The following is a 20771-nucleotide window of genomic DNA, read 5'->3' as shown; positions in this document are numbered from 1 at the left end:
TCACTGGTAATAGGAGCTGCCGCGGATGTTGCCGTGCGCTGGGGCGGCTTGACCGGCTCGGCGACGGGCGGAGCCTGATCGAGGCCGGATTTGAGGATGGTGCTGACGGAGGAATAGCTGAGCGCATTGATCGTCAGTGCCCGATCGCACGCCGCCTCAAGACGCTCAGGCCCGAACCGGCGCGCGAGCGATAGAACGCCTTGAGCGGCGCGGTATCCCTGCTGGGGATGGGGCCTGTCGCGCATCAGCCGCTCGATCAGGATCGCCGTGCTGCGACCAATCTTTGCGGCCTGCTTCACAAGGCTTGCCGGTGTGGTGTTGGCATAATGCTGATGCGTTTTGGGCATGTGCTCGTTGACGGTGACATGACCAGCTCGCTGCGACGTCCGGCGGTGGCTGGCGACACGTTGGTGATCGTGGAATATCTCGACGATCCGGCTTGTGAGCCGGACATCGACCTGGCGGCCGATCAGACGATGGGGAACGGAATAGAAGCACTTGTCGACCTCGACATGATAGTCGGGATGAACCTTTGCCGATTTCCATTCGGAATATTCGAATGGAGTTGCCGGCAAGGGTGCGAGCGCGTCTTCCTCGATTTCCTCGAAGAGCTGACGTCGGGATTTGCCAACCCGTCGCATCGGCCGGTTGTTGAGATCGTTGAGAAGCTGGCTGATCCGCACGTTGAGATCGACGAGGCTGAAGAAGCGGTCGTTTCTCAGCCGCGCCAGGATCCAGCGCTCAACGATGAGAACGCTGCCTTCGACCTTTGCCTTGTCCTTTGGCCGTTTTGGACGGGTCGGCAGGATCGTCGTGTCGTAATGCTCGGCGAACGCTGCAAAAGTGGCGTTGATGGTCGGCTCAAACCACAAGGGCTTGGCAACGCCGGCCTTGAGGTTGTCGCAGACGATCGCTTTCGTCACGCCACCGAAGAAGCTCAGTGCCCGTTGCTGACCCTCGATCCAGTCCGGCAGCCGTTGAGTGAAGCTTGCATAGGCGAAGGTGTACAAGGAGGCGGGCAGAACGGCGACGAAGATCTGCGCCAGCCGGATCTCGCCCGTCGCCGGATCGATCACCGGGACGGTGTGGCCGGCGTAGTCGGTCTGCATCGCCGCGCCGGCAATGTGGCGATTGCGGAAGGTGGCGCTGGCGCGCTGTTCGAAAGCGGCGAAACGCTCACAGAACCATGTATATCCATAACCGTTGGGGTGCCGTCCGCGATATTCCTGCCACAACAGCGTCAGCGTCACGCCCTTTCGCTTCAGTTCGCTGGCGATCTTGCCCCAGTCGGGCTCGTGCATGTCCTGGGGCGGGCGGCCGCGACGATGGAACAGGCGGCGCTGCAAAACAGCGTCCTCGTCAAGCCCAGGCGGCAACGGCCAGCCCGTCAGCCCGGCCTCACGCGCCCGCAGTAGGTAGGTTGAAATGGTCGTTTTGCTGATCTTCAGCCGTTCCGATATCGCACGAACGGAAAGGCCCTGTTCGTGCGTCAGTCTCAATATCGATCGAATGTCCTTCACACTCGTAAGCCTCGCCTGCTTCCGTCTCGCCATTCACCGCACCCCTTTCAAATCGGGGTCCAGAATGGCAAGACGGCGCGTGCGAAAGTCGATCTCTTTATCGCCGAAAGACTGTCCGGGATTTACCGGAATCGCTGTCCGGGAATTAGCGGAAATGCTGTCCCGGATTTAGTGAAATCGCTGTCCGGGATTTAATGGAATCCCTGTCCGCGAATTACCGAAACCCGCAGCTTAACCGACGGTTGAAGCGGAAGTTATGGGCAGACGGTCGAGAAGGCGTGATCGGGTCCATTCTTCTGCTGGACGATCAAAAGACGAAAACCTAAAAGAGATTAAGCCCAAACCCGCCTCTTGAAGGAGGAGAAAAAATGAAACGCATCGAGATGGAGGTGAGCGGCGGCTGCCAGTGCGGTGCCGTGCGCTACCACGCAACCGCTATGCTTGACAATTCGCATCTCTGCCATTGCCGCATGTGCCAGAAAGCCTCGGGCAACATCTTTGCCGCGCTCGTCGCCGCGCCCGATGATGCGCTCACCTGGACACGCGGCAAGCCGAGCGTCTGGAAGAGCTCGGAGCTTGTCGAGCGCGGCTTCTGCGCCAATTGCGGCACGCCATTGTTCTTCCACCACCTCGAAAACGGTCGCACCAACCTGATGATCGGTTCGCTTGACGATCCGCACGCCTTCTCGCCGCGTGCCAATACCTGCACCGAGAACATGGTGGCATGGTTCGATACGATCACGGGCATAGAAAATACCGGTGCGACCGAATACAACGGCGCCGACTGGGCCGCGGCGATCAAGGAGAGCAACAACCAGCACCCCGATCACGATACCACCTCATGGGCGGTGAGGGGGCGTGATGGCTAAGTCCTACTCCGGCGGTTGCCAGTGCGGCGCTGTCCGTTGCTCTATTCCGAAAAGCCGTCGTGCCGGAAACCAACGACAGCAACAGCTTACTTTCAAGATGATGCACGCAGGGTGCCTGAAGGTCTGCTCTTTAGCTAATTCGTGCCTCGAAGCAGCCTGTCAGCTTCCGGCCCCGCCGCTCCTTGCGTTCGCACGTTTTTCCGACGGCCAATGGTGGCCGAAGGAGAACTCAAATGGGTATCGCACAATACGATCCTGCTGCACTGGGTCGACTGGCATGGAACGCCGGCCGGAAGGTCGGCGTAAAGAAGCCCCTTAAGCAGCGCCAGATTTGGGCAATTCGTTTCTTCCTCGATAGGGAGGGGCGCATGCGAGACCGGGCACTGTTCGATCTCGCAATCGACAGTAAGCTGCGAGGCTGCGATCTGGTTAAGATCAAGATCGGAACCCTCGTCACAGGTCAAGAAATCCGAACTCGTGCCATGGTCGTCCAGCAAAAAACCGGACGTCCCGTACAGTTCGAGACCACGGCCGACGTCAGGGCAAGTTTGCTTGCGTGGCTTGAACGGAGAGGCGGTACAATTGACGACTACGCCTTTCCCAGCCGGGTCGATCATGCCGATCATCTCAGCACTCGCCAATATGCCAGATTGGTCGATGAGTGGGTCACTGCAAGGGCTACGATGCGAAGACTACGGCACGCACTCGCTTCGACGCACGAAGGCCGCGATGATCTACAAAGCGACAGGCAATCTTCGTGCAATCCAGATCCTGCTTGGACATACCAAGATCGAGAACACGGTTAGGTACCTGGGCGTGGACATCGAGGATGGGACGGCGACCGCCGTTGGCACGAGAGCAGTCGGACTGCCTTGAGCGACCGGAATGCAGAAGCGGACATTCACCTAGTTTCGATAGACGTCGCAGTTTGCCCCACCAGGCCCTCGCGGGCCCCATTGCATGGCCTCCAGGATCAGGCTGGGACCAAGCCACGCGCCACACGGAACATCATGGGAAATGATCGGGGTCCATCGGGCAAGCCAACTAGATACCCGGCACGAACATGCTGCTCGATCGAACCGCGGGCGTCATCCGAAAGTGCCATCAACATGCCTGTGACGCTGCCCGGGCCATCGGTGAACGTAGCCCAATAGTCCGCGAAGGACTGATACTCGCAATCTACGACAACGGGAACCTCCGTCACCTCGGCGAGGCCGATCTTCCGCCACAACGCCGCCTGACCGTTAGGCCAGAAGTGCGTTCGCCCCGCCCGCATGGATCTCATCCTGGCGACGTCGGTATCAAGCACAGCACCGGTATTATAGACGAGGTCGAAGGCGGGCATGCCACCAAAGAACTGAGTAACAGCGGACGCGACCACGCCGCCCGGACGGGTCACGCGCTTCATCTCGGCAACTACCTGTTCAATTTCCGGGATAACGTCCAGGGCCAGCGAGGAAACGGCCGCATCGAATACGTCATCGTCGAACCGCAGGTGCCGGACATCGCCGTGTTCATACGCGATATTGGGGTGGGATCGACGAAGGCGGGCTCCTTCCAGGTATCCCTCCGATGCATCAACACCGATCACATGCGCGCCCGCCTCGGCCAGTGCTTTCGTCAACACACCTGTCCCACAGGCTACATCGAGTACGCGACCGCCCGGAGCGACATTGACACGGGCGAGAAATGGGCTTGCCAGATGTTCGCTCCAGCGTCCCATGAAAGCCTCGTAGACGTCGGAATCAGTCCAATTATATCGTAGTTGTGCGGTTTCCATGACTTGCCATCCTCCCTCAATCAAGAATGGACCTTAACACGGTCATGCGGGCTGCGCGCATCGCCGTCACACCGGGCAATCCAGCGGAACCTTATTTGCGCTTCCCAAGAAACATGACGCAGTGGCAACCCCTGAAACCACACTGGCCTTTCCGCCGGGGGTGCTCCGAAGTTCCCGCTTTGGTCGGTTTGACCAGTTCGATCCGCGTAGGTCGAACGGCGGGTATGCGCGCAATACGGCCGAACCTTCGCCCTCGCGGCAACGGCCGCCTCCCACCCCACCCAGTCCTTCGACGCTCATTTCGGCCGTTCTGCGGCTCAGGTGCCTGAACCAGCGGGACGCGCCATAAGGCGACCTTCATGGCGCTCCCTCAAAGCTGCCCTTCGCGCAACGGCCCGAGTCGGACCTATAGCTGACCTTTGGCGAGCGGTTTGGAGACTTTGTCATTGCCAGCCGCCTACGCCTCGTCCGCGATCCATTCGAGCGAGGCGCCATGCGGGTCGGTCCAAGCGACAGGGGAGCCGTTCACAGATAGGAGGAAGCGGCCTGGCGGCCGGCTTTTTCCGGCGCACGTGGCGATGCACGGGAATACGCGAGGGAACTCGTTCGATACCCAATACGGAGAGAGACGCATCACCTGCTCAGCGAAAGCCTCTCTGTCTGCGGGGTCGGAAACATAGTCGAGGACGGCTGTGTGAAAGACGACGAGGGTAGCATCCTTTGGAGCTTCGCTGCAGAGCCGCACTAAGTCGCTCCCGCGCAGGTCGCCCTCCAGCACTCGGGGCTTGACCGTGGCAGCGATCTTTACGGCCGCCCGCAGATTGGCGAGCCGCGCCGTCTGCTCTGGCCAGACCAGCGTCTCAAGCCATGCGACTTGCGAGGGGTCCGAAGCATCGATCGGGCTCAGGTCCAGTCCTGCCCGCCAGACGACCTGCGGTGCGGCCGCAGGCATCGGCGTTGTCTCACTGGCGGAACATCGGAAGACAGGCGGCTCCGCGGCCATCGCGGGTGCGCGGATCGCCTTGCGCCCGTAATCGTAGCTGTAGAGGTCGGGCATGAGGCAGAGGCCTGCGGAAGTCCCGACCTCCAGGAGGGCCAGCGGCTGCGGCAAGCGCGCCAGTACGGGGAGTAATGTGGCGCACCTTCCCGGCTCGTTGGTTTGCGTCGAGCGCTCGAGCATTAGTGAGCGGATAGCGTCGGGATTAGCCTGAAGCGCCTGGCGAAACTCGTTCCATCCTGTCGGCGTGCCGAACAGGTGACGCACCGCGGCGAGCAGAAGGTTCGGTTGCCGCTTCACGTCCGGGAGGGTCGACAGGAAGCCGAGTGTTTCCCGGTCCCCAGCGACCGCACGAGCCAACTTCTCGTATAGCGGCGACCGACCGTGAGCCTCCGTATCGGCGAAGCGAATATATCGGGCTGAGATTTCGGCCAAGCCCTCCTCGCCCATATCCGCTGATCTCCGATCCCGACGTCTCGTCACAGTACACGATCCACGGATCAGATTGAAGCCGGGCGCGGCGTTTTTACACAAGTTCGACCCATTCCGGTCGTCAAGACGGCGGGTGTTACGCTTTTGCGGTAGCCCAATGCCTCGTCACTTCCGGCTGCCCCTCGAAAGAGGCCTCGAAGGTTGGCGCGGCCAGTATGGCCTGCATGTGCAATGTCGTGCTTCCGGTATTACGAAAGCCATGCCAGCTGCCGGCCGGCACGATGACTGATTGTCCCGTCGATACTGTTTCTCGTTCATCATCCAACCACAGCTCGGCTTGGCCTTCCAGAACGGTCAAGACTTCCTCGACGGGATGGGTGTGAGTACGTGTGCCACTTCCTGGTGCGACCCACTGTTCGAATATGCAGAGCGTGGCTGCCTCGGTGACCGCAGAAACGCGCATTCTGGTCAACACGCCGGGACGCCACTCTTCTGTCGGCTGAAGGTTATGATCGATAATCTGCATGATCCCCTCTGTTGGCAGAGTAGCACGCCGCGTCCGCATGAAGCCGGCAACCGGTGGTTCATCAAGTTAGTAGAGCCGGTCGCGATTACCCGTGTCGATGATCGTTTGCATCTCCTCAACCGTCTCCGCGAGTTTGCCGTGGGCGACCAACATCTCCGCAAACGAGGGAACGTTGCTGGTATCAGGCCACGCTTCCGGCTGCCACAAGCCCGAGCGGACCATGCATTTCGGGCAATGAGAAAGTACGTGCGAGATCTCGATGACGAGTATGTGCTCAGGGAGCTTGCGGTTGACAGCCAAGGCCTCACGCAGCTCAGCATCACGGACGATGAGCGCCTTGCCGGCCACGCGAAGGGTGTAGGTCACACCGGGGATTACGAAAATCAGGCCGACATTCGGGTTGCTCAGGACGTTACGGAAAGTATCGAGTCGACGATTGCCGGGGCGGTCTGGAATGGCGAGAGTTCTTTTGTCCAGCACCTTGACGAAGCCGGCGGGATCGCCCTTTGGCGAGACGTCGAGCATGCCATCGGCGCCGGCGGACGCTACGAACACAAAAGGCGCGTGAGCAATGAAGCGGCGAGCATGTTCGTCAATTAATCGAACGACCTTGGCAACCGCTCGGTCTGTGGGCGCCCCCAAAACCGCTCGCAATTGCTCTTCGCTCGTGATGACATCGCGGAAACGGCGCCGAAGACTGCTCTCGTGGTCTTGCATGATGCCGGTCCCTCTCCGCGTACCTACGTTACGTAGTATGACGCAAAGGATCGCGCGACCGCAACTCCGTTGACGAGCCATTCCCTGCCGGCGTCGCGTTCTGGCGCGCATTTGAGCCGTTCAGCTGTGCGACTGAAAGTCGGCTCACCACCCCAGCCAGTCTTTCGGTGCTCGATTCTGGCGTTCTGCGAGTCAGGTATTTGAACCAGCGGGACGCGCCATTTCTTGACATTCCAGCCGCTTCTCCGAAACGGACCTTCGCTGTGCGACCGCAGTCGACCCGAAGACGACCTTGGCCCGCCGGGTCATGACTGGCAGCCCTACGCCCGCAACTGCCCTTTCCGACCCCAGCGCCGGATCCCGATATCTGCCACGCGAGTCCTTGCAGTTGTTGTCCGGCTGTTTGCGCTTATCACATGTCAATAGCCACAGCCGCGTGACCGCGATCCTGGTTCATTGAGGTCGAACCGTCCGGAAGAAACGCCCTCTCCGAATCGTTCTTCCGCGCGCCCTTAACGAAATAATTGACAGTCCAACCAAAACGGCGCTCCGTGGCTCGACGGGGATGGATCTTGGCACTCCTGGTTGATGCCGGCCTTCGCCGTCACGATAGGGAGGATGCAATGCCGACAGTCATTGGCCACCATAACATCACAAAGGGAGCGAAGCACTGGCTCGACTCGCCGAAGCGCAAAGAGCTTTTTGGTCCGCTCGGCGTGACCAACATACGAACATTTGTAGATCCACAAAATCCGACTCGGGTGGCCGTTCTTATGGACGTTCCGGACATGGACGCCATGATGAAAGCTATGCAGAGCAAGGAAGCCGCGGATGCGATGGCCTTCGATGGAGTGGTGCCAGAGTCTTTGGTGATCCTGGTCGAATCGCAAAGGTGATTGCTCCGCTGGCCAAGGTTAGAAGGGTTTGGTCAGCGATTGCGGTGCGGTTCCGGTCATTCTGGAAAGCGCCCCATAATGGTCATCGAGCCACCCGTCGGTGTTGCTGCAAAGCGGACATGACGCAGTGACAACGCGGGTCGCAGTTGCGCCAAAAGCCGCCATTCCGCCCCATGCGGGTGATTAGATCACGAATTCCTCCTCGTACGTCTGTGGCTCGGGAACGACCGTAACCTCCACCGGAACGATCCAATTGGCCGCGTAGCTCTCGCAGTCGGAACGCTGGAGGTCGGGCTGCACGCACCCCGCCCCATCGATCGCGCGACATCGCAGTATATATCGCCCCACTTCTTCAGGGGTCCACATGTACTCCCACAAGCGCCATGCAAAGGGACGTTCTGTTTCGAGGAGCCTTCCCTCGCGCCAGCCCCTGCCATCTCCGGTGCAGACCTGCACCTGCCGGATAACAGCCTCTCCGCTCCAGGCGGCTCCGAAAATCCGGTACGGTTGGCCGGCGATGAGATGCGCCCCCTGTACGGGACGCGCGATCTGCGCTTTGACCTCCATCTCCGCAAGGGGGACCAGCCTGGGTTCCCCGAGGCTGCGCTCCCAACGGAAATAGTCGCGCGCCTGCCAGTAGCCAAGGAACGGTTGCTCCACAACCGTGATATGCGTGATCCACTTGACCCAAGCCATGCCGAACCAGCCACCCACGACCGCGCGTAGCGGGTAGCCGTGATCGCGCGTCAACGGCTCCTCGTTCATCGAATAGGCAAGGATCGTGCTGTCAACGATGGCCTTCTCAAGCGGTAAACTGCGCGCAAAAGCGATGGGGCCGGGAGAAGCCGTTTTCTTGTTCGTGTCGACGACGCCGCTGTCGGCGCCTGCGAGCAGAACCTCACGTGCGGTTCGCTTAACGCCCGCCATTTCCAAAATCTCGCGCAGAAGAACACCTGTCCACGCGGCATTGCCGACGGCTCCGTTCTGCCACTGCAACCCCTCCTTCGGCGGCACATAGTAGACGCGCCCGTTCCCTGCACACTCGACGACGGCGGTGAAAGTCGTGCTCCGCATCGCCTTGATGCTGTCGAGGTCAAGTTCGATCGGCCGCTCCACCGCCCCGCCAACGCGCAATCTCCAGTCTCGCGCATCGAGGTCCGGCGACGGGAAATGGTTTCGCACGAAGAACAGCTCGGTTGGGATCAGCCAATCGGAGAGCGACGCAAACGGAAACTCGATGTTCTGTGGGGATTTCTGTCGAACTATTAGACTGGGTTGCTGTGGTGTCGGCATCGTCCTCGTCTCCCCTTTCAAGAGCACAACGTCGGCTCTCGGTCGCGCGAATTCCGGTACGATCACACCGCCCCTCGCAGTGCGTCTGTCGCATTCCGCCTTCGGGCCGCATTCTAGCACATACCGCACGTTCCTCGGATCGACCTCGAACGGCAGCAAAGGGGCCGACGGCGGTCTTGACCGCTTTGCGCCTCATGTCGGACGTCGCTGCAATTCGTTCGGCCAGCTCAAGGCGGCCGTTCCGCTTTGTGGCTTCCGCCATGCGTCATGTGCAGTCATCAATTGCAGCCCTGCAAGGCAGATCTAATTTCCGCGCACTGTTGTCGGCGGCATGCCGAATTGTGCCTTGAAGGCGCGGCTGAAGGCCGCATCGGATTCGTAGCCGACTCGGCGGGCCACTTCGCTGACCAGGATATCGGATCGCCTGAGCATGTCGCTCGCCAAAAGTAGGCGCCAGCGCGTCTGGTAATGCAGAGGTCCGGCGCCGACTAGCGTCGAAAAACGTTCTGCGAAATTCGAGCGTGACATCCCGGCCATACCTGCGAGCTCGGCCACTGTCCGGCGCAGGAAAGGCTCGTCGTGAATAACCTTCAGCGCCCGGCTGATCCTGGCATCGGCCAGCGCCGCCAGCCACCCCTTTTCCTCCGGCGGCGCGGTGCGGACCCAGATGCGCATCGCCCGGATCACCATCACGTCGATCAGCCGCGAGATCATGATCGCGGCGCCGGGATGTGGCGTCCGCGCCTCAGACAGCAGAGACCGAGCCTGCACCTCCAGCCAGCCCTTATCCTCAGTCTCGAGCGAGCCCGGAATGTGGATAACCGAGGGTAGGACCGCCAGCATCGAGGGTATGTTGTCGCCTTCGAACCGGAAAGCACCTGTGATCATGCGGGTGCATGGCCCGCTGTCTCCGATATGGATCGCCAGACTGTCGTCGCGCAACTGCGCAGCCAGCACGTCCCGGGCCTCCGCCGGGCTAGCGCCCGGCGTGCCGATCGCATGACCGGTGCCTTGCGGCATGACGAGCAGGTCGCCGGCAAGGGCATGGACGACCTTCCCGTCTTGAGCCGCCAGCAGGAGCTCACCCTCGGAGACCACGTGAAAGTAGCCCGACCCGGGTTCGAATCGGAGCGCCCAAGGCGCATGCAGTTCGGCGGAAAAGACGACTTCGCCACGCAGCCGGATCAGCGTGAGGATCTGCGACAGGAAGTCTGTCCGGGACGCCAGTGCGGGAAAGCCTGTTTCGGACGCCGGGGCATGAGGTTGGGAGACGCGATCATGGCTTGTCATGCCGAAGTTCCTTATCTTCCACTCATCGCCTGAAGCGAAAACACAATCAAAACCTGACGATACGGAGAAATCCAGTCGACGGCGCCGTGATCGGCACCGATGGGAGGAACATTGCCGATCGTCCAGAGCTTAACACGACCTATGGAGATGGAAATGAAAACTATCCTGTCAACGCTCATGCTCAGCGCCGCTGCTTTCGGTGCCGCTCCCGTACTCGCTCAGCCGGCCAAGAACATTGTTCTCGTCCACGGCGCTTTCGCCGACGAGACCAGTTGGGACAAGGTCGCTGCGATCCTCGGCGCCAAGGGCTATCATGTCACGCAGGTCGCCAATCCGCTGACCTCGCTGTCCGACGATGTCGCCGCCACTAAGGCCGCGCTCGCCGCCCAGGACGGCCCAACTGTACTGGTCGCCCATAGCTGGGGAGGCATGGTGATCGGCGAAGCCGGCGACGACCCCAAGGTCAAGTCGCTGGTCTATGTCTCGGCCTTCGGCCCGGACAGGGGTGAATCGCTTGCCAAGCTGCTGGCCGGCGGCCAGCCGAGCGAAGGCACCAAGGCCATCCGTCCGAACGAGAAGGGTGGCTTGATCGTCGACCCTGCAGCCTTCCCCACCGTCTTCGCCGGCGACCTGCCCAAGGCCGAAGCCGAGGTGCTGGCCAAGAAGCAACTGCCGTTGAACCCGGCCAATTTCGAAGCCGTGACCGAGGTCGCTGCCTGGCATGACAAGCCGAACTTTTACGTCGTCACGACCGAGGACAAGACGGTCCCGGCCGATGCCCAGCTCTTCTTCGCCGGCCGCATGAAGGCCGGGGTCACCGAGATTGCGGCAAGCCATGCCGGGTTGATTTCAAAGGCCGCGGATGTCGCTGACGTGATCGCAAAGGCGGCACAGTGAGGCCGTGCCCCAGGCTCCTCCTCTCCCCAGCGGGGAGAAGAGGGGCAGACCCTACCCCATCTGTGAATTCCCTTCGCATCTCCTGCGAACCTCACCCAGCTACCGCCTGAACCGGGCTTCTTCTATCTCTTCTGCCAACAGGGCCCTAGTCCACACAGCCAAGAACGAAAGGTTAAGACAATGACTCTCAAGCAAATTCTCCCCAGCAGGCTCGGTTTCGGTGCTGCTCCCCTCGGCAACATGTTCCGTGACATTCCGGAAGCCGAAGCGCAGGCCACGGTCGAAGCCGCCTGGAGCGACGGCATCCGCTACTACGATAACGCGCCCTTTTATGGCGCCGGTCTGGCCGAGATCCGCATGGGCGAAGCCTTGGCCGGCAAGCCGCGCGAGAACTATGTCATCAGCACCAAGGTCGGCCGCGTCATTCTCGACGAGATCGAGGATATCAGCGCCCGCGACCTCGGCGAGAAGGGCGATGTCTTCAAGTATGGCCGCCCCAACAAGATCGTCAACGACTACACAGAAGACGGCACGTACCGGTCGATCGAAGACAGCCTGAAGCGGCTGAAGACCGACCAGATCGACATCGCCTTCGTCCATGACGTCGCCCAGGATTTTTATGGCGACGAATGGCTGAGCGTGTTCGAAACCGCCCGCAAGGGTGCCTTCAAGGCACTCGACCGGCTGCGCGACGAAGGCGTGATCAAGGCCTGGGGCCTTGGCGTCAACCGCGTCGAGCCGATCGAATTGCTGCTGGCGCTGGATGGTCCGCGCCCGGATGGCTTCCTGCTCGCCGGCCGCTATACGCTGCTCGACCATGACCGCGCGCTTCAGCGTGTGATGTCCGAAGTTGTCAGGCGCGGTCTCGGCATCGTCGTCGGTGGTCCCTACAGCTCCGGCGCGCTGGTCGGCGGCCCGAACTTCGAATACGCCCCCGCAACGCCAGAGATTCTCGACAAGGTCGCCCGGATCAAGGCCATCGCCGACCGCCACGGCATTAGCATGAAGGCTGCAGGCCTGCAATTCGCGCTCGCCCATCCCGCCGTCGCCGCCGTCATCCCCGGCGCCAGCAAGCCCGGTCGCATCGCCGAAGACAGCGCTGCACTGGCGGAACAGATCCCCGCCGACTTCTGGGGCGAAATTCGCGCGGCCGGTCTCGTCAACCTGGAAGCCCCGCTTCCCACACTGGAGTGAAGGTCATGGCCTGCAAGTTCAAGAAGAGCTTAGGCGTTGGTTACTACGGTGTCCCCAAGGGGATCGGCGCCAAGGAATTTCTGCATCCGCGGTACCGTGAAATCGAGGAAGGCGCGTACGCGCGCCGGCAGGAGCTGCGTGCCCCGGTAGAGCGCGTTGATATCGTCGAAATCACTGACCGTGCTGTCGGCGAGAAGCTCTACCAGCTCGCCGCGCGCGATCGGGCCGCGGACATGGTAGTCCGCGATGCGGCCAATGCCGACGCCCGCGATCGCCATGCGGCGGATCGTTTCGCCATTGTTCACCAGAAGCGAGCCGCTCAGCATTCGTTCGACGATCCGACCTCCTTCGCGCATCGGCCATACCGGGTTCGCCCGACGGAAGTTGAAGCCCAGGCAGTTGTGACGGAGGAGGTCCTCCGGCGCTTCGGGGACGCCCCATTTTTCGAGATAGGCGGGCGAGGCGACGATGCGGCGACGGGTCGTGCCGATCTTGCGGGCAATGAGATTGGAGTCCGCGAGCTTGCCCACCCGGATCGCCACGTCGGTCCGGTCGAGATAGAGGTCGACCGTTTCGTCGGACAGCGACAGGTCCACGACAATGCCCGGATAGGACTGCCAGAATTCCGGCAGGATAGGCTCCAGTGCCGCTACGCCGAAGGTGACCGACGAGCTTACCCGGATCAAACCCTCCGGCTCGGCGCCGCCCTGCGCGAGCTGCTGCTCCGTTTCGTTGAGATCGGCGAGCAGTTGCTGACTGCGTTCGTAGTAAAACTCACCTTCCTTGGTGAGAACCAGCCGCCGCGTCGAGCGCTCCACAAGCCGGACGCCCAACCGGGTCTCCAGCCGCGCTACAAGCTTAGAGACCGTCGATGGCGTCATCATCAGCAGCCGGGCAGCCTCGGAAAAGCTGCCGGCCTCGACGACCTGAACGAAAACCATTGCCTCACCGGCCCTGTTGTCCATGCCGCCACCCCGCTCCAGCCTAAAAGTGGGCCGACAATAGCCGCTGATACGGGCGCTGTCTCTGGCTAGGCAGAGCCATCTGTGAATTTTCTTCTCAAATCGTGAGAACACGACCTGGCTACAGCGGTCCGGCCGGACGTGAGATCCATGTCCTCACACAACACGCGGTTTTGAGTTCCGCCAAACGACTTTCACCAATCGCTCCCTGAAGGATCACCCCAATGTCCATCACCTCGGAAACCCAGATCATCGCCCCCTCCGTAGCAGACACTGCCGCCCGTTCGCAGAAGCTGACGCTGCTGGCTCTTGCGCTCGGCAGTTTCTCGATCGGCACGTCAGAATTTGCCAGCATGGGCATCATCCAGCTCTTTTCCGACAGCCTCGGCATCAGCGTTCCCGATGCTACCCACGCCATCGAGGCCTATGCTTTCGGCGTCGTCCTCGGCGCTCCCTTCGTCACCCTAGCCGCTGCCCGGCTCAATCGCCGAACGCTGCTGCTTTTGCTGATGGGTCTGTTCATCGCCGGCAACGTTCTCTCTGCAATTGCTTCCAACCTCGGCTTCCTGATGTTGGCCCGCTTCATCAGCGGCGTGCCACAGGGCGCTTATTTCGGCGCTGGCGCCGTGGTCGCTTCCTATATCGTCGGCCCCGGCCATGCAGGCAAAGCCTTCGCCATCGTCATGACTGGCCTGACTGTCGCAACGATTGTCGGCTCGCCGCTTGCCACATTCCTCGGCCAGACCATTGGCTGGCGCGAAACCTATCTCGCGGTGGCTACCTTCTCGCTGGTCGCTTTCGGCGCAATATGGCAGTGGGTGCCGCGCACCAAGGCGCTTGACGGTGTCCCGGTCATCCAAGAACTGTCGTCGCTACGCAAGGGTTCGGTCTGGGGTGTCATGCTCGTCGCGGCCCTTGGTGTAGCCAGTATCTTCGCGGTCTATACCTTCATCGCCCCCATGGTCACTGACACCGTCCGCCTTGCCCCTGAAATGATCCCGGTAGCGCTCACACTGTTCGGCATCGGCATGACCGCCGGCAATGTCTATGGCGGCAAGCTCGCAGACCTCTATCCGGCTCGCGGCATTGTCATCGGTTTCGGCAGTGCCCTCGTCATCATGGCCATCCTGGCTGTCGGCGGTTCCAACCCCTTTATCTTCTTCCCAGCCATGTTCGGTGTCGGCGCCGCCATGATGGCCGCCATCCCCACCATCCAGGTTCGCCTGACCAAGTTCGCTCCCGAAGCCCCGAGCCTGATGGGCGCAATGAACCTCGCCTCGCTCAATGTCGCCAATGCGGTCGGTGCCGCGGCTGGTGGTGCCGCGATCGCCGCTGGATACGGTCTTCTCTCGGCAGTCTGGGCCGGCTTCACCCTCACCTTGGTCGGACTGGTGATCTTTGGCGTGACCCTACTGGAGAAGCGAACTGTCGTGGCCGAAACCATTCAGCATTGAGCGGTCAGGGCCAGGTCTTGCTCAGTGTTACATCGGCATCGCTGGTCGGCGTTTTTCTGGGTCAGAGATGTCTGGTGTTCGCAGCGGTGCTCTGGAAGCAGACGGTCCGCAAGCGGCCCCATATCAGACATCATTAGGCTTCTGGCGGACTATGGGCTCCCAGTCTCGTAGTCACAGCAAGATCCGAATGGGTAACCCGGACTGAACCGTAATATTGGGGGCGGAAAACTGTTCCGGTAGCGGCGGGTGCCGCCCAATCAAATCGTTGATTTATCTGAAAAAGAGAGATTGGCTGGGGAGCCTGGATTCTCACATGATTTCAAGAGCTTAGTGAGTGCGACTTGAAATCCCCTCTGTTTTCCCATCGCGAGCGACCATGGATGCCACCTTTGTGCCCTGGCTTTGGGCATCAGTCAATCGGTGGAGTTGGCGGAAATAATTTCCACCTTCGGACCTCACCGTGGCGATGACGCCGCCATTAAGCCGGCGGCAGTTATGCGCCGTCAAGTCGGACACTGAGCAGAGCACGGTGGTATCCCAGAAGCGGACATGCATAGATGCCGCCGAGCTGCAGGGTTGCGCCAATAACAGTCATTGGACACGTCGCCTGCTATCAAGCGTCAGCCTTCAGCTTCCATACTTGCCTTTGCTCGTTTTCCAACAGCTGTCGCAATTGGAGCCGCAATATCCTCAAGCGCGTCGCACGCAGCATTCCAAGCATGTTCATCGACTGTCAGGGCCGTCCGGAGCCAGGCAAGCGTCAGCCGTTTCGTTGCTTCAAGCGCATCTGGTGCCTCCATCTCAGTCTCCTTTGCGTCAAGGCCCGCGATTCCGCCGAGCCCGTGCCCAACGCCGCGCATCATCAACAGTGCGTCAGCGCCGGGCGCGTCGTGGAAGGCGTCCGCGTGCCATTCAGGGCCTCGACCCGTAAAGTGCGGATCATCGGTATCGCCACAGACGACAAGGGTACGCGTCGTCAGGCGGGAAAAGTCTACGTCGAAAAAGGGGAACCGGGCAGCGCTCTCCTCCGTCAGTTCACTCCCACCTCGCCCCGGAGCGGCCAACAAGATACCCGCCGTGATACGTGGATCGGAGAAATCCTTCCCCGACACGCGCGCACCTAATAGCAGTCCAACTGTATGGCCGCCGAACGAATGACCCGCCGCTGCGATCCGGGAATGATCTAGCCGACCCGTTACGGAGGGTGCCTGACGCTCTACTTCGGGCAACTGGTCGAGGATCGCCTTCATCTCCTGAACACGCTCCTGCCAGAAGAAGGGAGCACCCGGTGCGTCTTCCGCCAGGCCGCCGACACGCGAGCTGGCGTGTGTCGGTTGGATTACCGCGAAACCGCGTTCTGCCCAAAACTGCGCAAGCGGAGCGTAGCCGTCTTTGGACGGGATGTAGTTCGACGGCCCGAACCCGTGCGACAACAGTACGATCGGCAGGCTGTCGCCATTTGCTGGTGCAGTCAGGCGCAACTCAAGCGGCTGGCGGTCGCCCATCGGCAGACGGATCGGAGTATAGGCGACTGTGAGAGCGGCATCAGGCGCGGGAATGTGACGGGCCAATTTGATGAGGTTGTTCATGATCAGTGTCCTGACGTAGATTTCTGAAGGGAAGCTTTAGTCGGCAGATTGACCTGCCTCGAGGAACCAGGTCCGAGCATCTGCTCCAGCAGGGATTTTCATCGGCGCGTTCGTTTCTGTCACGGCGCGCAACACCGCCTGAGCCACGTCTTCGGCCGATGTAAATTCGGTGCCGGATCGTAGCGTGTTCAGATAGGCGGAGACGAATGCGTTGTACGGCTCGGGAATATCCATTCCCATGCGGGCGACGGCATTTTTTCCGAATCCAGTGGTCGGGGCCGATCCGGGCAGGACGAGCCGGACACCGACACCGAAAAGAGATGCCTCAAGGGCTAGGCTTTCCGTAAAAGCATTCAGCGCCGCCTTGCTGGCGCTGTAGATGGACAGTGCGGGCAGCGGCTTGATGGTGACGCTCGAGCTGACATTGACGATGACCCCAGCCGCCCGAACCCGCATCTGCGGAAGGACAGCCTTGGTCATGGCGATCGCGCCAAAAATATTCGTCTCGAACAGCTCGCGGACCTTCGACATCTCGGAGCCTTCCAGCACGTTTAACATGCCGACACCGGCATTGTTGACCAGTGCATCAAGAGGCCCTGCCGCTTCCACGGCTTTGGCGATACTCTCCTCGCTGGTGACATCCAGCGCCATCACTTGGAGTCTTTCATTGTCGGAAAGCAGGTCATTGCGCGGGTTGCGCATTGTCGCAACCACGTCCCAGCCTTCTGAGAGGAAAGTCTGCGCAATTTCGAGGCCGAAACCGGATGAACAACCGGTGATAAGAATCTTTGGCAAGTGCCGTCTCCTGAAGCGATGATCTCGCAATAAGATGGACTGGGGGATTCGGACTTGCTATCTTTGTTCGTCCGAATTGCTTTAGCAAAAGTCCGAAATCATGACTGATCCTGTTGCGGATGTCGTTTCACTCCTCAAGCCAAGCCCGTCCATCTCAAAGTTGGTGACAGGTGGAGGTCAGTGGCTCGTCGAGCGTACCGACCTCGGAAGCCCGTTCTATTGCGCAGTGGTTGAAGGACAGTGTTTGATGACCATCACAGGCCGAGAGCCCATGCTGTTAACGGCCGGCGACTTCGTGCTGGTTCCGGAGATTTTCTCGTTCACGATGAGCAGTCTGGTGCCACTGCCTCGCGGAGCGCTCGCGCAGCGCCTTGAGACCAGTCCGGGTGTGTTCCAGCTTGGAGACCCTGATGCACCAACAGAAATCAAGGCGATGGTCGGGCACTGTGCATTTGGCTCAGACGATAAGGCTCTTCTTGTCTCGCTCTTGCCAGAGGTCGTCCTTGTCCGCGGTGAGGAGCGCCTTACCTTGCTTGTCGGGATGATAAACGACGAAACAAGAGCCGATCGAACCGCACGAGAAATGGTGCTCCGTCGATTGCTGGAAGTGCTCCTGATCGAAGCGCTGCGCTCGACTGGTGGCGCATCAGCATCGCCTGGTCTCCTGCGAGGCATGGCTGACCCTCAGTTGGCACCCACATTGCGCCGCATTCACGAAGACCCGGGTCGGAGTATGACGGTGGAGGGACTGGCACAAGATGCCGCGATGTCCCGTTCGACTTTCTTCGATCGCTTCCGAAGAGAGGTCGGCATGGCTCCAATGGAATACGCGACCGGTTGGCGGATGGCACTGGCGAAAGAACTCCTTCGCAGTGATGTTGCAACGGCAGAGATCGCACAACGCGTTGGCTATGGCTCGGCAAGCGCATTCAGCGTGGCGTTCAGTCGGCATGTGGGAATGTCGCCGGGAGCCTATTCGCGGTCAGCAGAACCACATTGAGCGACAAGGTTTCCTTATGCCTGGTCTGGGTTGTCAGATGAGGGCATCGGGCCAACACGCGCCTGGTTCAGGCAATGACCTAGTCCGCAACATATGCCGCGAGTTCCTCGGCGGTGCCGTTGGGAAACGCCTCTTTGAGGTAATCGAGGAAGGCGGAGACACGGGCGCTAAGGAGACGGCGCGACGGATAGAGAGCCCATAGCAGAGTTTCAGGCCCTTCCACAGTACCCCAGCGCACAAGTTGACCCGCTGCAAGGTCGTGACTCACCAGCGATAATGGAAGGCGAGCAGCGCCGACACCCATGCGTACGGCGTCGCGAACCATAATGAGCGAAGACAGGCAGAGCACGGGATCGACATCAATCTTGGAGGTTCCAGCTGGTGTCGTCATGCTCCATAACCTGGCTTGGTCCGGTGAACCGCGGACAACAACAGGTGTCATAGTCCCAGCCGTCGGACGCTCAACGTCTGGATTGGCCACGACCACCAATCCATCGCGCAGAAACACCCGCCCGACCAGGCTGGCATCCGGATCAGGGTTGACCCGGATCACCAGGTCATAGCCTTCTTCCACCATGTCGACGGCACCATCCTCCGTCGTAATCTCAAGGCGCACTTCGGGATACCTGAGCGCAAAGCTAGCAGCGAGTTTGCCCATTGCCGTCTGCGAGAATAGTAGCGGTGCACTGATCCGCAGCCTGCCACGCGGCCTGCGGCCCCCAGACGCGATCGCCGCCGCCGTCTCGTCGAGTTCAGTCAACAGCGCTCCCGCGCGCTCGTGCAGCGCGCGTCCTTCCTCCGTCAGCCTGAGCATCCTAGCCCCGCGCTCGAAAAGCCGCAGGCTAAGGCTTCCTTCGAGTTCCGCCACCCGGCGCGAGAGCGTGGCCTTGGGGCGGCCCGTAGCGCGGGCGGCGCGTCCGAACCCGCCATGGCGGGCCACGATGACGAAATCGGAGAGAGCGAGCAAGTCCATCTGTTCCACCTGTGAGACACCAAGTCTATCTTTAGCGTCTATTGGATCGCATGTGAACCATCCATATTCGGATTGTCTTCAACACCGAACCACGGAGAAATCACATGACCATCCTCGTTACAGGCGCAACCGGTCGGGTTGGCCGCCATGTCGTCGATCAGCTTCTTACACGCAACGCCGATGTCCGGGTCCTCGTTCGCGACCCCTCGAAAGCAGGCTTTCCCTCCAACGTCGAGGTGGTACAGGGAGACATGCTCGACATCGACGCGCTGCGCCTTGCCCTTGCTGGAGTCAGGACCCTGTTCCTGCTCAATGCCGTCGCCGGCGACGAATTCACCCAGGCAATCATTACCTTGAACATCGCCCGCGAATCCGGTGTCGAACGGGTTGTCTATCTGTCGGTGTTCGATGCTGACCGAGCCGTGAACGTCCCGCACTTCGCGGTCAAATCGGGTGCCGAGCGCATGCTGGAGGCGATGGGGTTCAGCGCTACGATCTTGCGCCCGGCCTATTTCATCGACAATGAACTGATGATCAAGGACGTCATCTTCAACTACAGCGTCTACCCGATGCCGATCGGCGGCAAGGGTGTTGCCATGGTGGATGCCCGCGACATTGCAGAGGTTGCCGCGATCGAACTGGTTCGCCGCGACCAAGCCGAAGGCAAACTGCCGAGCGAGACCATCAACTTGGTTGGACCGGATACGTTGACTGGCTCCGACCTGGCAACGATCTGGTCAGAGACCTTGGGTCACCCGGTCGTCTACGGCGGTGATGATCCTTCGGGCTTCGAACAGAACCTCGCCAACATCATGCCGAAATGGATGGCCTACGAGATGCGTTTGATGGCCGAGCGCTATGTCAGCGACGGCATGGTCCCCGGGGCTGGCGACGTCGAACGTCTAACGCGGATACTCGGCCGCCCTCTGCACAACTATCGCGACTTTGCATCCCAACTGGCTGCCGCGACCTGACCGCCTGCACCCTGATTCAGGAGAAGGAATGATCCAATGATCTACTCAACCGCCACTATCCCAGTGAACCCCGAAGGCGAAACCAGACTGACCCGGGCACAGGCCTGGGCCGGGCTGGAGCTCAAGGCGCGAGACGCCCACCTCTTCCTGCCGCCGGGTCTCTGCACGCGCTGCGACGTCGTGGAGGAAAGCGCTACCCACTTTGTCCGCGAAGCTACAATCGGCGGCGCTGAGCTCCGCGAGATCATCGCACTCGAGCCAGAGCAAAAGGTGACCTTCTTCCAGGCCACCGGTCCACGGGAAGGTGCGATCGTCAACGAGCTCTTTGAGGACGCAAACGGCTTACTGCAACTTCGCTTTTATTGCTATGTCGGCCTTCGCGGCAAACAGCCTGGTGGCTCGGAAGAACAAGCTGAACAGGCGCAATTCGATGGCGACAACGGCTACAAGGCCGCGCTGCTGTCGACCCTCAAGCGAACACGCGAACTGCTCGCGGAGGGCAGGCTCTGACCACGGTATTGAACATCAATAGGAGGACGCCCCTGCATATCGGCGTCCTTCATAAGGGGATAGGTTGAGCCGCATCTCATCGTCACACCCCGCGCTTCAGCGC

Annotated in this window: 18 protein-coding genes and 2 pseudogenes; 9 read left to right on the top strand and 11 right to left on the bottom strand. The window is 60.7% G+C overall.

Annotated features, from left to right (window positions below):
- A pseudogene (gene istA / locus QA644_RS33085) lies at positions 1–1553 on the bottom strand (IS21 family transposase).
- Between the two features lie 335 nt (positions 1554–1888).
- Here istA and QA644_RS33080 point away from each other — a divergent pair.
- Complete coding sequence (locus QA644_RS33080; protein WP_283073208.1) at positions 1889–2389, top strand: GFA family protein; 501 nt, start codon at positions 1889–1891, stop codon at positions 2387–2389.
- Positions 2390–2622: 233 nt separating this feature from the next.
- Positions 2623–3265: pseudogene (locus QA644_RS33075) on the top strand (tyrosine-type recombinase/integrase).
- Between the two features lie 97 nt (positions 3266–3362).
- On the opposite strand, the gene QA644_RS33070 reads toward QA644_RS33075, so the two are convergent.
- The 4 genes from QA644_RS33070 to QA644_RS33055 form a co-directional block, all read right to left on the bottom strand.
- Positions 3363–4169, bottom strand: coding sequence for a class I SAM-dependent methyltransferase (locus QA644_RS33070; RefSeq protein ID WP_283073207.1), 807 nt, complete (start codon positions 4167–4169; stop codon positions 3363–3365).
- 457 nt (positions 4170–4626) lie between these two features.
- The gene (locus QA644_RS33065; RefSeq protein ID WP_283073206.1) at positions 4627–5616 is read right to left on the bottom strand and encodes a DUF2332 domain-containing protein; all 990 of its coding nucleotides are present in this window, start codon (positions 5614–5616) and stop codon (positions 4627–4629) included.
- Between the two features lie 118 nt (positions 5617–5734).
- Complete coding sequence (locus QA644_RS33060) at positions 5735–6124, bottom strand: cupin domain-containing protein (RefSeq protein ID WP_283073205.1); 390 nt, start codon at positions 6122–6124, stop codon at positions 5735–5737.
- A gap of 66 nt (positions 6125–6190) precedes the next feature.
- Positions 6191–6841, bottom strand: coding sequence for an MSMEG_1061 family FMN-dependent PPOX-type flavoprotein (locus QA644_RS33055; RefSeq protein WP_283073204.1), 651 nt, complete (start codon positions 6839–6841; stop codon positions 6191–6193).
- Between the two features lie 623 nt (positions 6842–7464).
- On the opposite strand from QA644_RS33055, the gene QA644_RS33050 reads away from it, so the two are divergent.
- A complete protein-coding gene (locus tag QA644_RS33050; protein WP_127856949.1) occupies positions 7465–7737 on the top strand; it encodes a hypothetical protein in 273 nt (90 codons plus the stop codon).
- A 183-nt stretch (positions 7738–7920) separates the two neighbouring features.
- On the opposite strand, the gene QA644_RS33045 is transcribed toward QA644_RS33050, so the two are convergent.
- A complete protein-coding gene (locus tag QA644_RS33045) occupies positions 7921–9030 on the bottom strand; it encodes a sulfite oxidase (RefSeq protein ID WP_283073203.1) in 1110 nt (369 codons plus the stop codon).
- A gap of 303 nt (positions 9031–9333) precedes the next feature.
- Positions 9334–10320, bottom strand: a complete 987-nt coding sequence (locus QA644_RS33040) for an AraC family transcriptional regulator (protein ID WP_283073202.1) — start codon at positions 10318–10320, stop codon at positions 9334–9336.
- A gap of 153 nt (positions 10321–10473) precedes the next feature.
- On the opposite strand from QA644_RS33040, the gene QA644_RS33035 reads away from it, so the two are divergent.
- Entirely contained in the window at positions 10474–11217 is a 744-nt protein-coding gene (locus tag QA644_RS33035) for an alpha/beta hydrolase (protein WP_283073201.1), read from the top strand.
- A gap of 180 nt (positions 11218–11397) precedes the next feature.
- Complete coding sequence (locus QA644_RS33030) at positions 11398–12411, top strand: aldo/keto reductase (protein ID WP_283073200.1); 1014 nt, start codon at positions 11398–11400, stop codon at positions 12409–12411.
- 29 nt (positions 12412–12440) lie between these two features.
- Here QA644_RS33030 and QA644_RS33025 read toward each other — a convergent pair whose 3' ends face one another.
- Entirely contained in the window at positions 12441–13376 is a 936-nt protein-coding gene (locus tag QA644_RS33025) for a LysR family transcriptional regulator (RefSeq protein ID WP_283073199.1), read from the bottom strand.
- 221 nt (positions 13377–13597) lie between these two features.
- On the opposite strand from QA644_RS33025, the gene QA644_RS33020 reads away from it, so the two are divergent.
- Positions 13598–14827 (top strand): MFS transporter, encoded by a 1230-nt coding sequence (locus tag QA644_RS33020; RefSeq protein WP_283073198.1) that lies wholly within the window; start codon positions 13598–13600, stop codon positions 14825–14827.
- 620 nt (positions 14828–15447) lie between these two features.
- Here QA644_RS33020 and QA644_RS33015 read toward each other — a convergent pair.
- Both QA644_RS33015 and QA644_RS33010 read right to left on the bottom strand, forming a co-directional pair.
- Positions 15448–16416, bottom strand: a complete 969-nt coding sequence (locus tag QA644_RS33015; protein WP_283073197.1) for a dienelactone hydrolase — start codon at positions 16414–16416, stop codon at positions 15448–15450.
- 36 nt (positions 16417–16452) lie between these two features.
- Positions 16453–17211, bottom strand: a complete 759-nt coding sequence (locus QA644_RS33010) for an SDR family oxidoreductase (RefSeq protein ID WP_283074079.1) — start codon at positions 17209–17211, stop codon at positions 16453–16455.
- Positions 17212–17311: 100 nt separating this feature from the next.
- On the opposite strand from QA644_RS33010, the gene QA644_RS33005 reads away from it, so the two are divergent.
- Complete coding sequence (locus tag QA644_RS33005; RefSeq protein ID WP_283073196.1) at positions 17312–18211, top strand: AraC family transcriptional regulator; 900 nt, start codon at positions 17312–17314, stop codon at positions 18209–18211.
- A 79-nt stretch (positions 18212–18290) separates the two neighbouring features.
- Here the strand turns inward: QA644_RS33005 and QA644_RS33000 are convergent, their stop codons facing one another.
- The gene (locus tag QA644_RS33000) at positions 18291–19184 is read right to left on the bottom strand and encodes a LysR substrate-binding domain-containing protein (RefSeq protein ID WP_283073195.1); all 894 of its coding nucleotides are present in this window, start codon (positions 19182–19184) and stop codon (positions 18291–18293) included.
- Between the two features lie 104 nt (positions 19185–19288).
- On the opposite strand from QA644_RS33000, the gene QA644_RS32995 reads away from it, so the two are divergent.
- Together QA644_RS32995 and QA644_RS32990 are read left to right on the top strand one after the other, a co-directional pair.
- Positions 19289–20158, top strand: coding sequence for an NmrA/HSCARG family protein (locus QA644_RS32995; protein ID WP_283073194.1), 870 nt, complete (start codon positions 19289–19291; stop codon positions 20156–20158).
- Between the two features lie 36 nt (positions 20159–20194).
- A complete protein-coding gene (locus tag QA644_RS32990) occupies positions 20195–20668 on the top strand; it encodes an AtaL-like protein (protein ID WP_283073193.1) in 474 nt (157 codons plus the stop codon).
- Positions 20669–20771: the final 103 nt, after the last annotated feature.

Source organism: Rhizobium sp. CC1099, from assembly GCF_029714385.1.
Lineage (GTDB): Bacteria > Pseudomonadota > Alphaproteobacteria > Rhizobiales > Rhizobiaceae > Rhizobium.
This window is presented reverse-complemented; position numbering and strand designations above follow the sequence as displayed.

Bases quoted from the DNA above. Each gene is read 5' to 3' on its own strand.
- QA644_RS33080 (WP_283073208.1), top strand. From the start codon at position 1,889: ATGAAACGCATCGAGATGGAGGTGAGCGGCGGCTGCCAGTGCGGTGCC.
- QA644_RS33070 (WP_283073207.1), bottom strand. From the start codon at position 4,169: ATGGAAACCGCACAACTACGATATAATTGGACTGATTCCGACGTCTAC.
- QA644_RS33065 (WP_283073206.1), bottom strand. From the start codon at position 5,616: ATGGGCGAGGAGGGCTTGGCCGAAATCTCAGCCCGATATATTCGCTTC.
- QA644_RS33060 (WP_283073205.1), bottom strand. From the start codon at position 6,124: ATGCAGATTATCGATCATAACCTTCAGCCGACAGAAGAGTGGCGTCCC.
- QA644_RS33055 (WP_283073204.1), bottom strand. From the start codon at position 6,841: ATGCAAGACCACGAGAGCAGTCTTCGGCGCCGTTTCCGCGATGTCATC.
- QA644_RS33050 (WP_127856949.1), top strand. From the start codon at position 7,465: ATGCCGACAGTCATTGGCCACCATAACATCACAAAGGGAGCGAAGCAC.
- QA644_RS33045 (WP_283073203.1), bottom strand. From the start codon at position 9,030: ATGCCGACACCACAGCAACCCAGTCTAATAGTTCGACAGAAATCCCCA.
- QA644_RS33040 (WP_283073202.1), bottom strand. From the start codon at position 10,320: ATGACAAGCCATGATCGCGTCTCCCAACCTCATGCCCCGGCGTCCGAA.
- QA644_RS33035 (WP_283073201.1), top strand. From the start codon at position 10,474: ATGAAAACTATCCTGTCAACGCTCATGCTCAGCGCCGCTGCTTTCGGT.
- QA644_RS33030 (WP_283073200.1), top strand. From the start codon at position 11,398: ATGACTCTCAAGCAAATTCTCCCCAGCAGGCTCGGTTTCGGTGCTGCT.
- QA644_RS33025 (WP_283073199.1), bottom strand. From the start codon at position 13,376: ATGGACAACAGGGCCGGTGAGGCAATGGTTTTCGTTCAGGTCGTCGAG.
- QA644_RS33020 (WP_283073198.1), top strand. From the start codon at position 13,598: ATGTCCATCACCTCGGAAACCCAGATCATCGCCCCCTCCGTAGCAGAC.
- QA644_RS33015 (WP_283073197.1), bottom strand. From the start codon at position 16,416: ATGAACAACCTCATCAAATTGGCCCGTCACATTCCCGCGCCTGATGCC.
- QA644_RS33005 (WP_283073196.1), top strand. From the start codon at position 17,312: ATGACTGATCCTGTTGCGGATGTCGTTTCACTCCTCAAGCCAAGCCCG.
- QA644_RS33000 (WP_283073195.1), bottom strand. From the start codon at position 19,184: ATGGACTTGCTCGCTCTCTCCGATTTCGTCATCGTGGCCCGCCATGGC.
- QA644_RS32995 (WP_283073194.1), top strand. From the start codon at position 19,289: ATGACCATCCTCGTTACAGGCGCAACCGGTCGGGTTGGCCGCCATGTC.
- QA644_RS32990 (WP_283073193.1), top strand. From the start codon at position 20,195: ATGATCTACTCAACCGCCACTATCCCAGTGAACCCCGAAGGCGAAACC.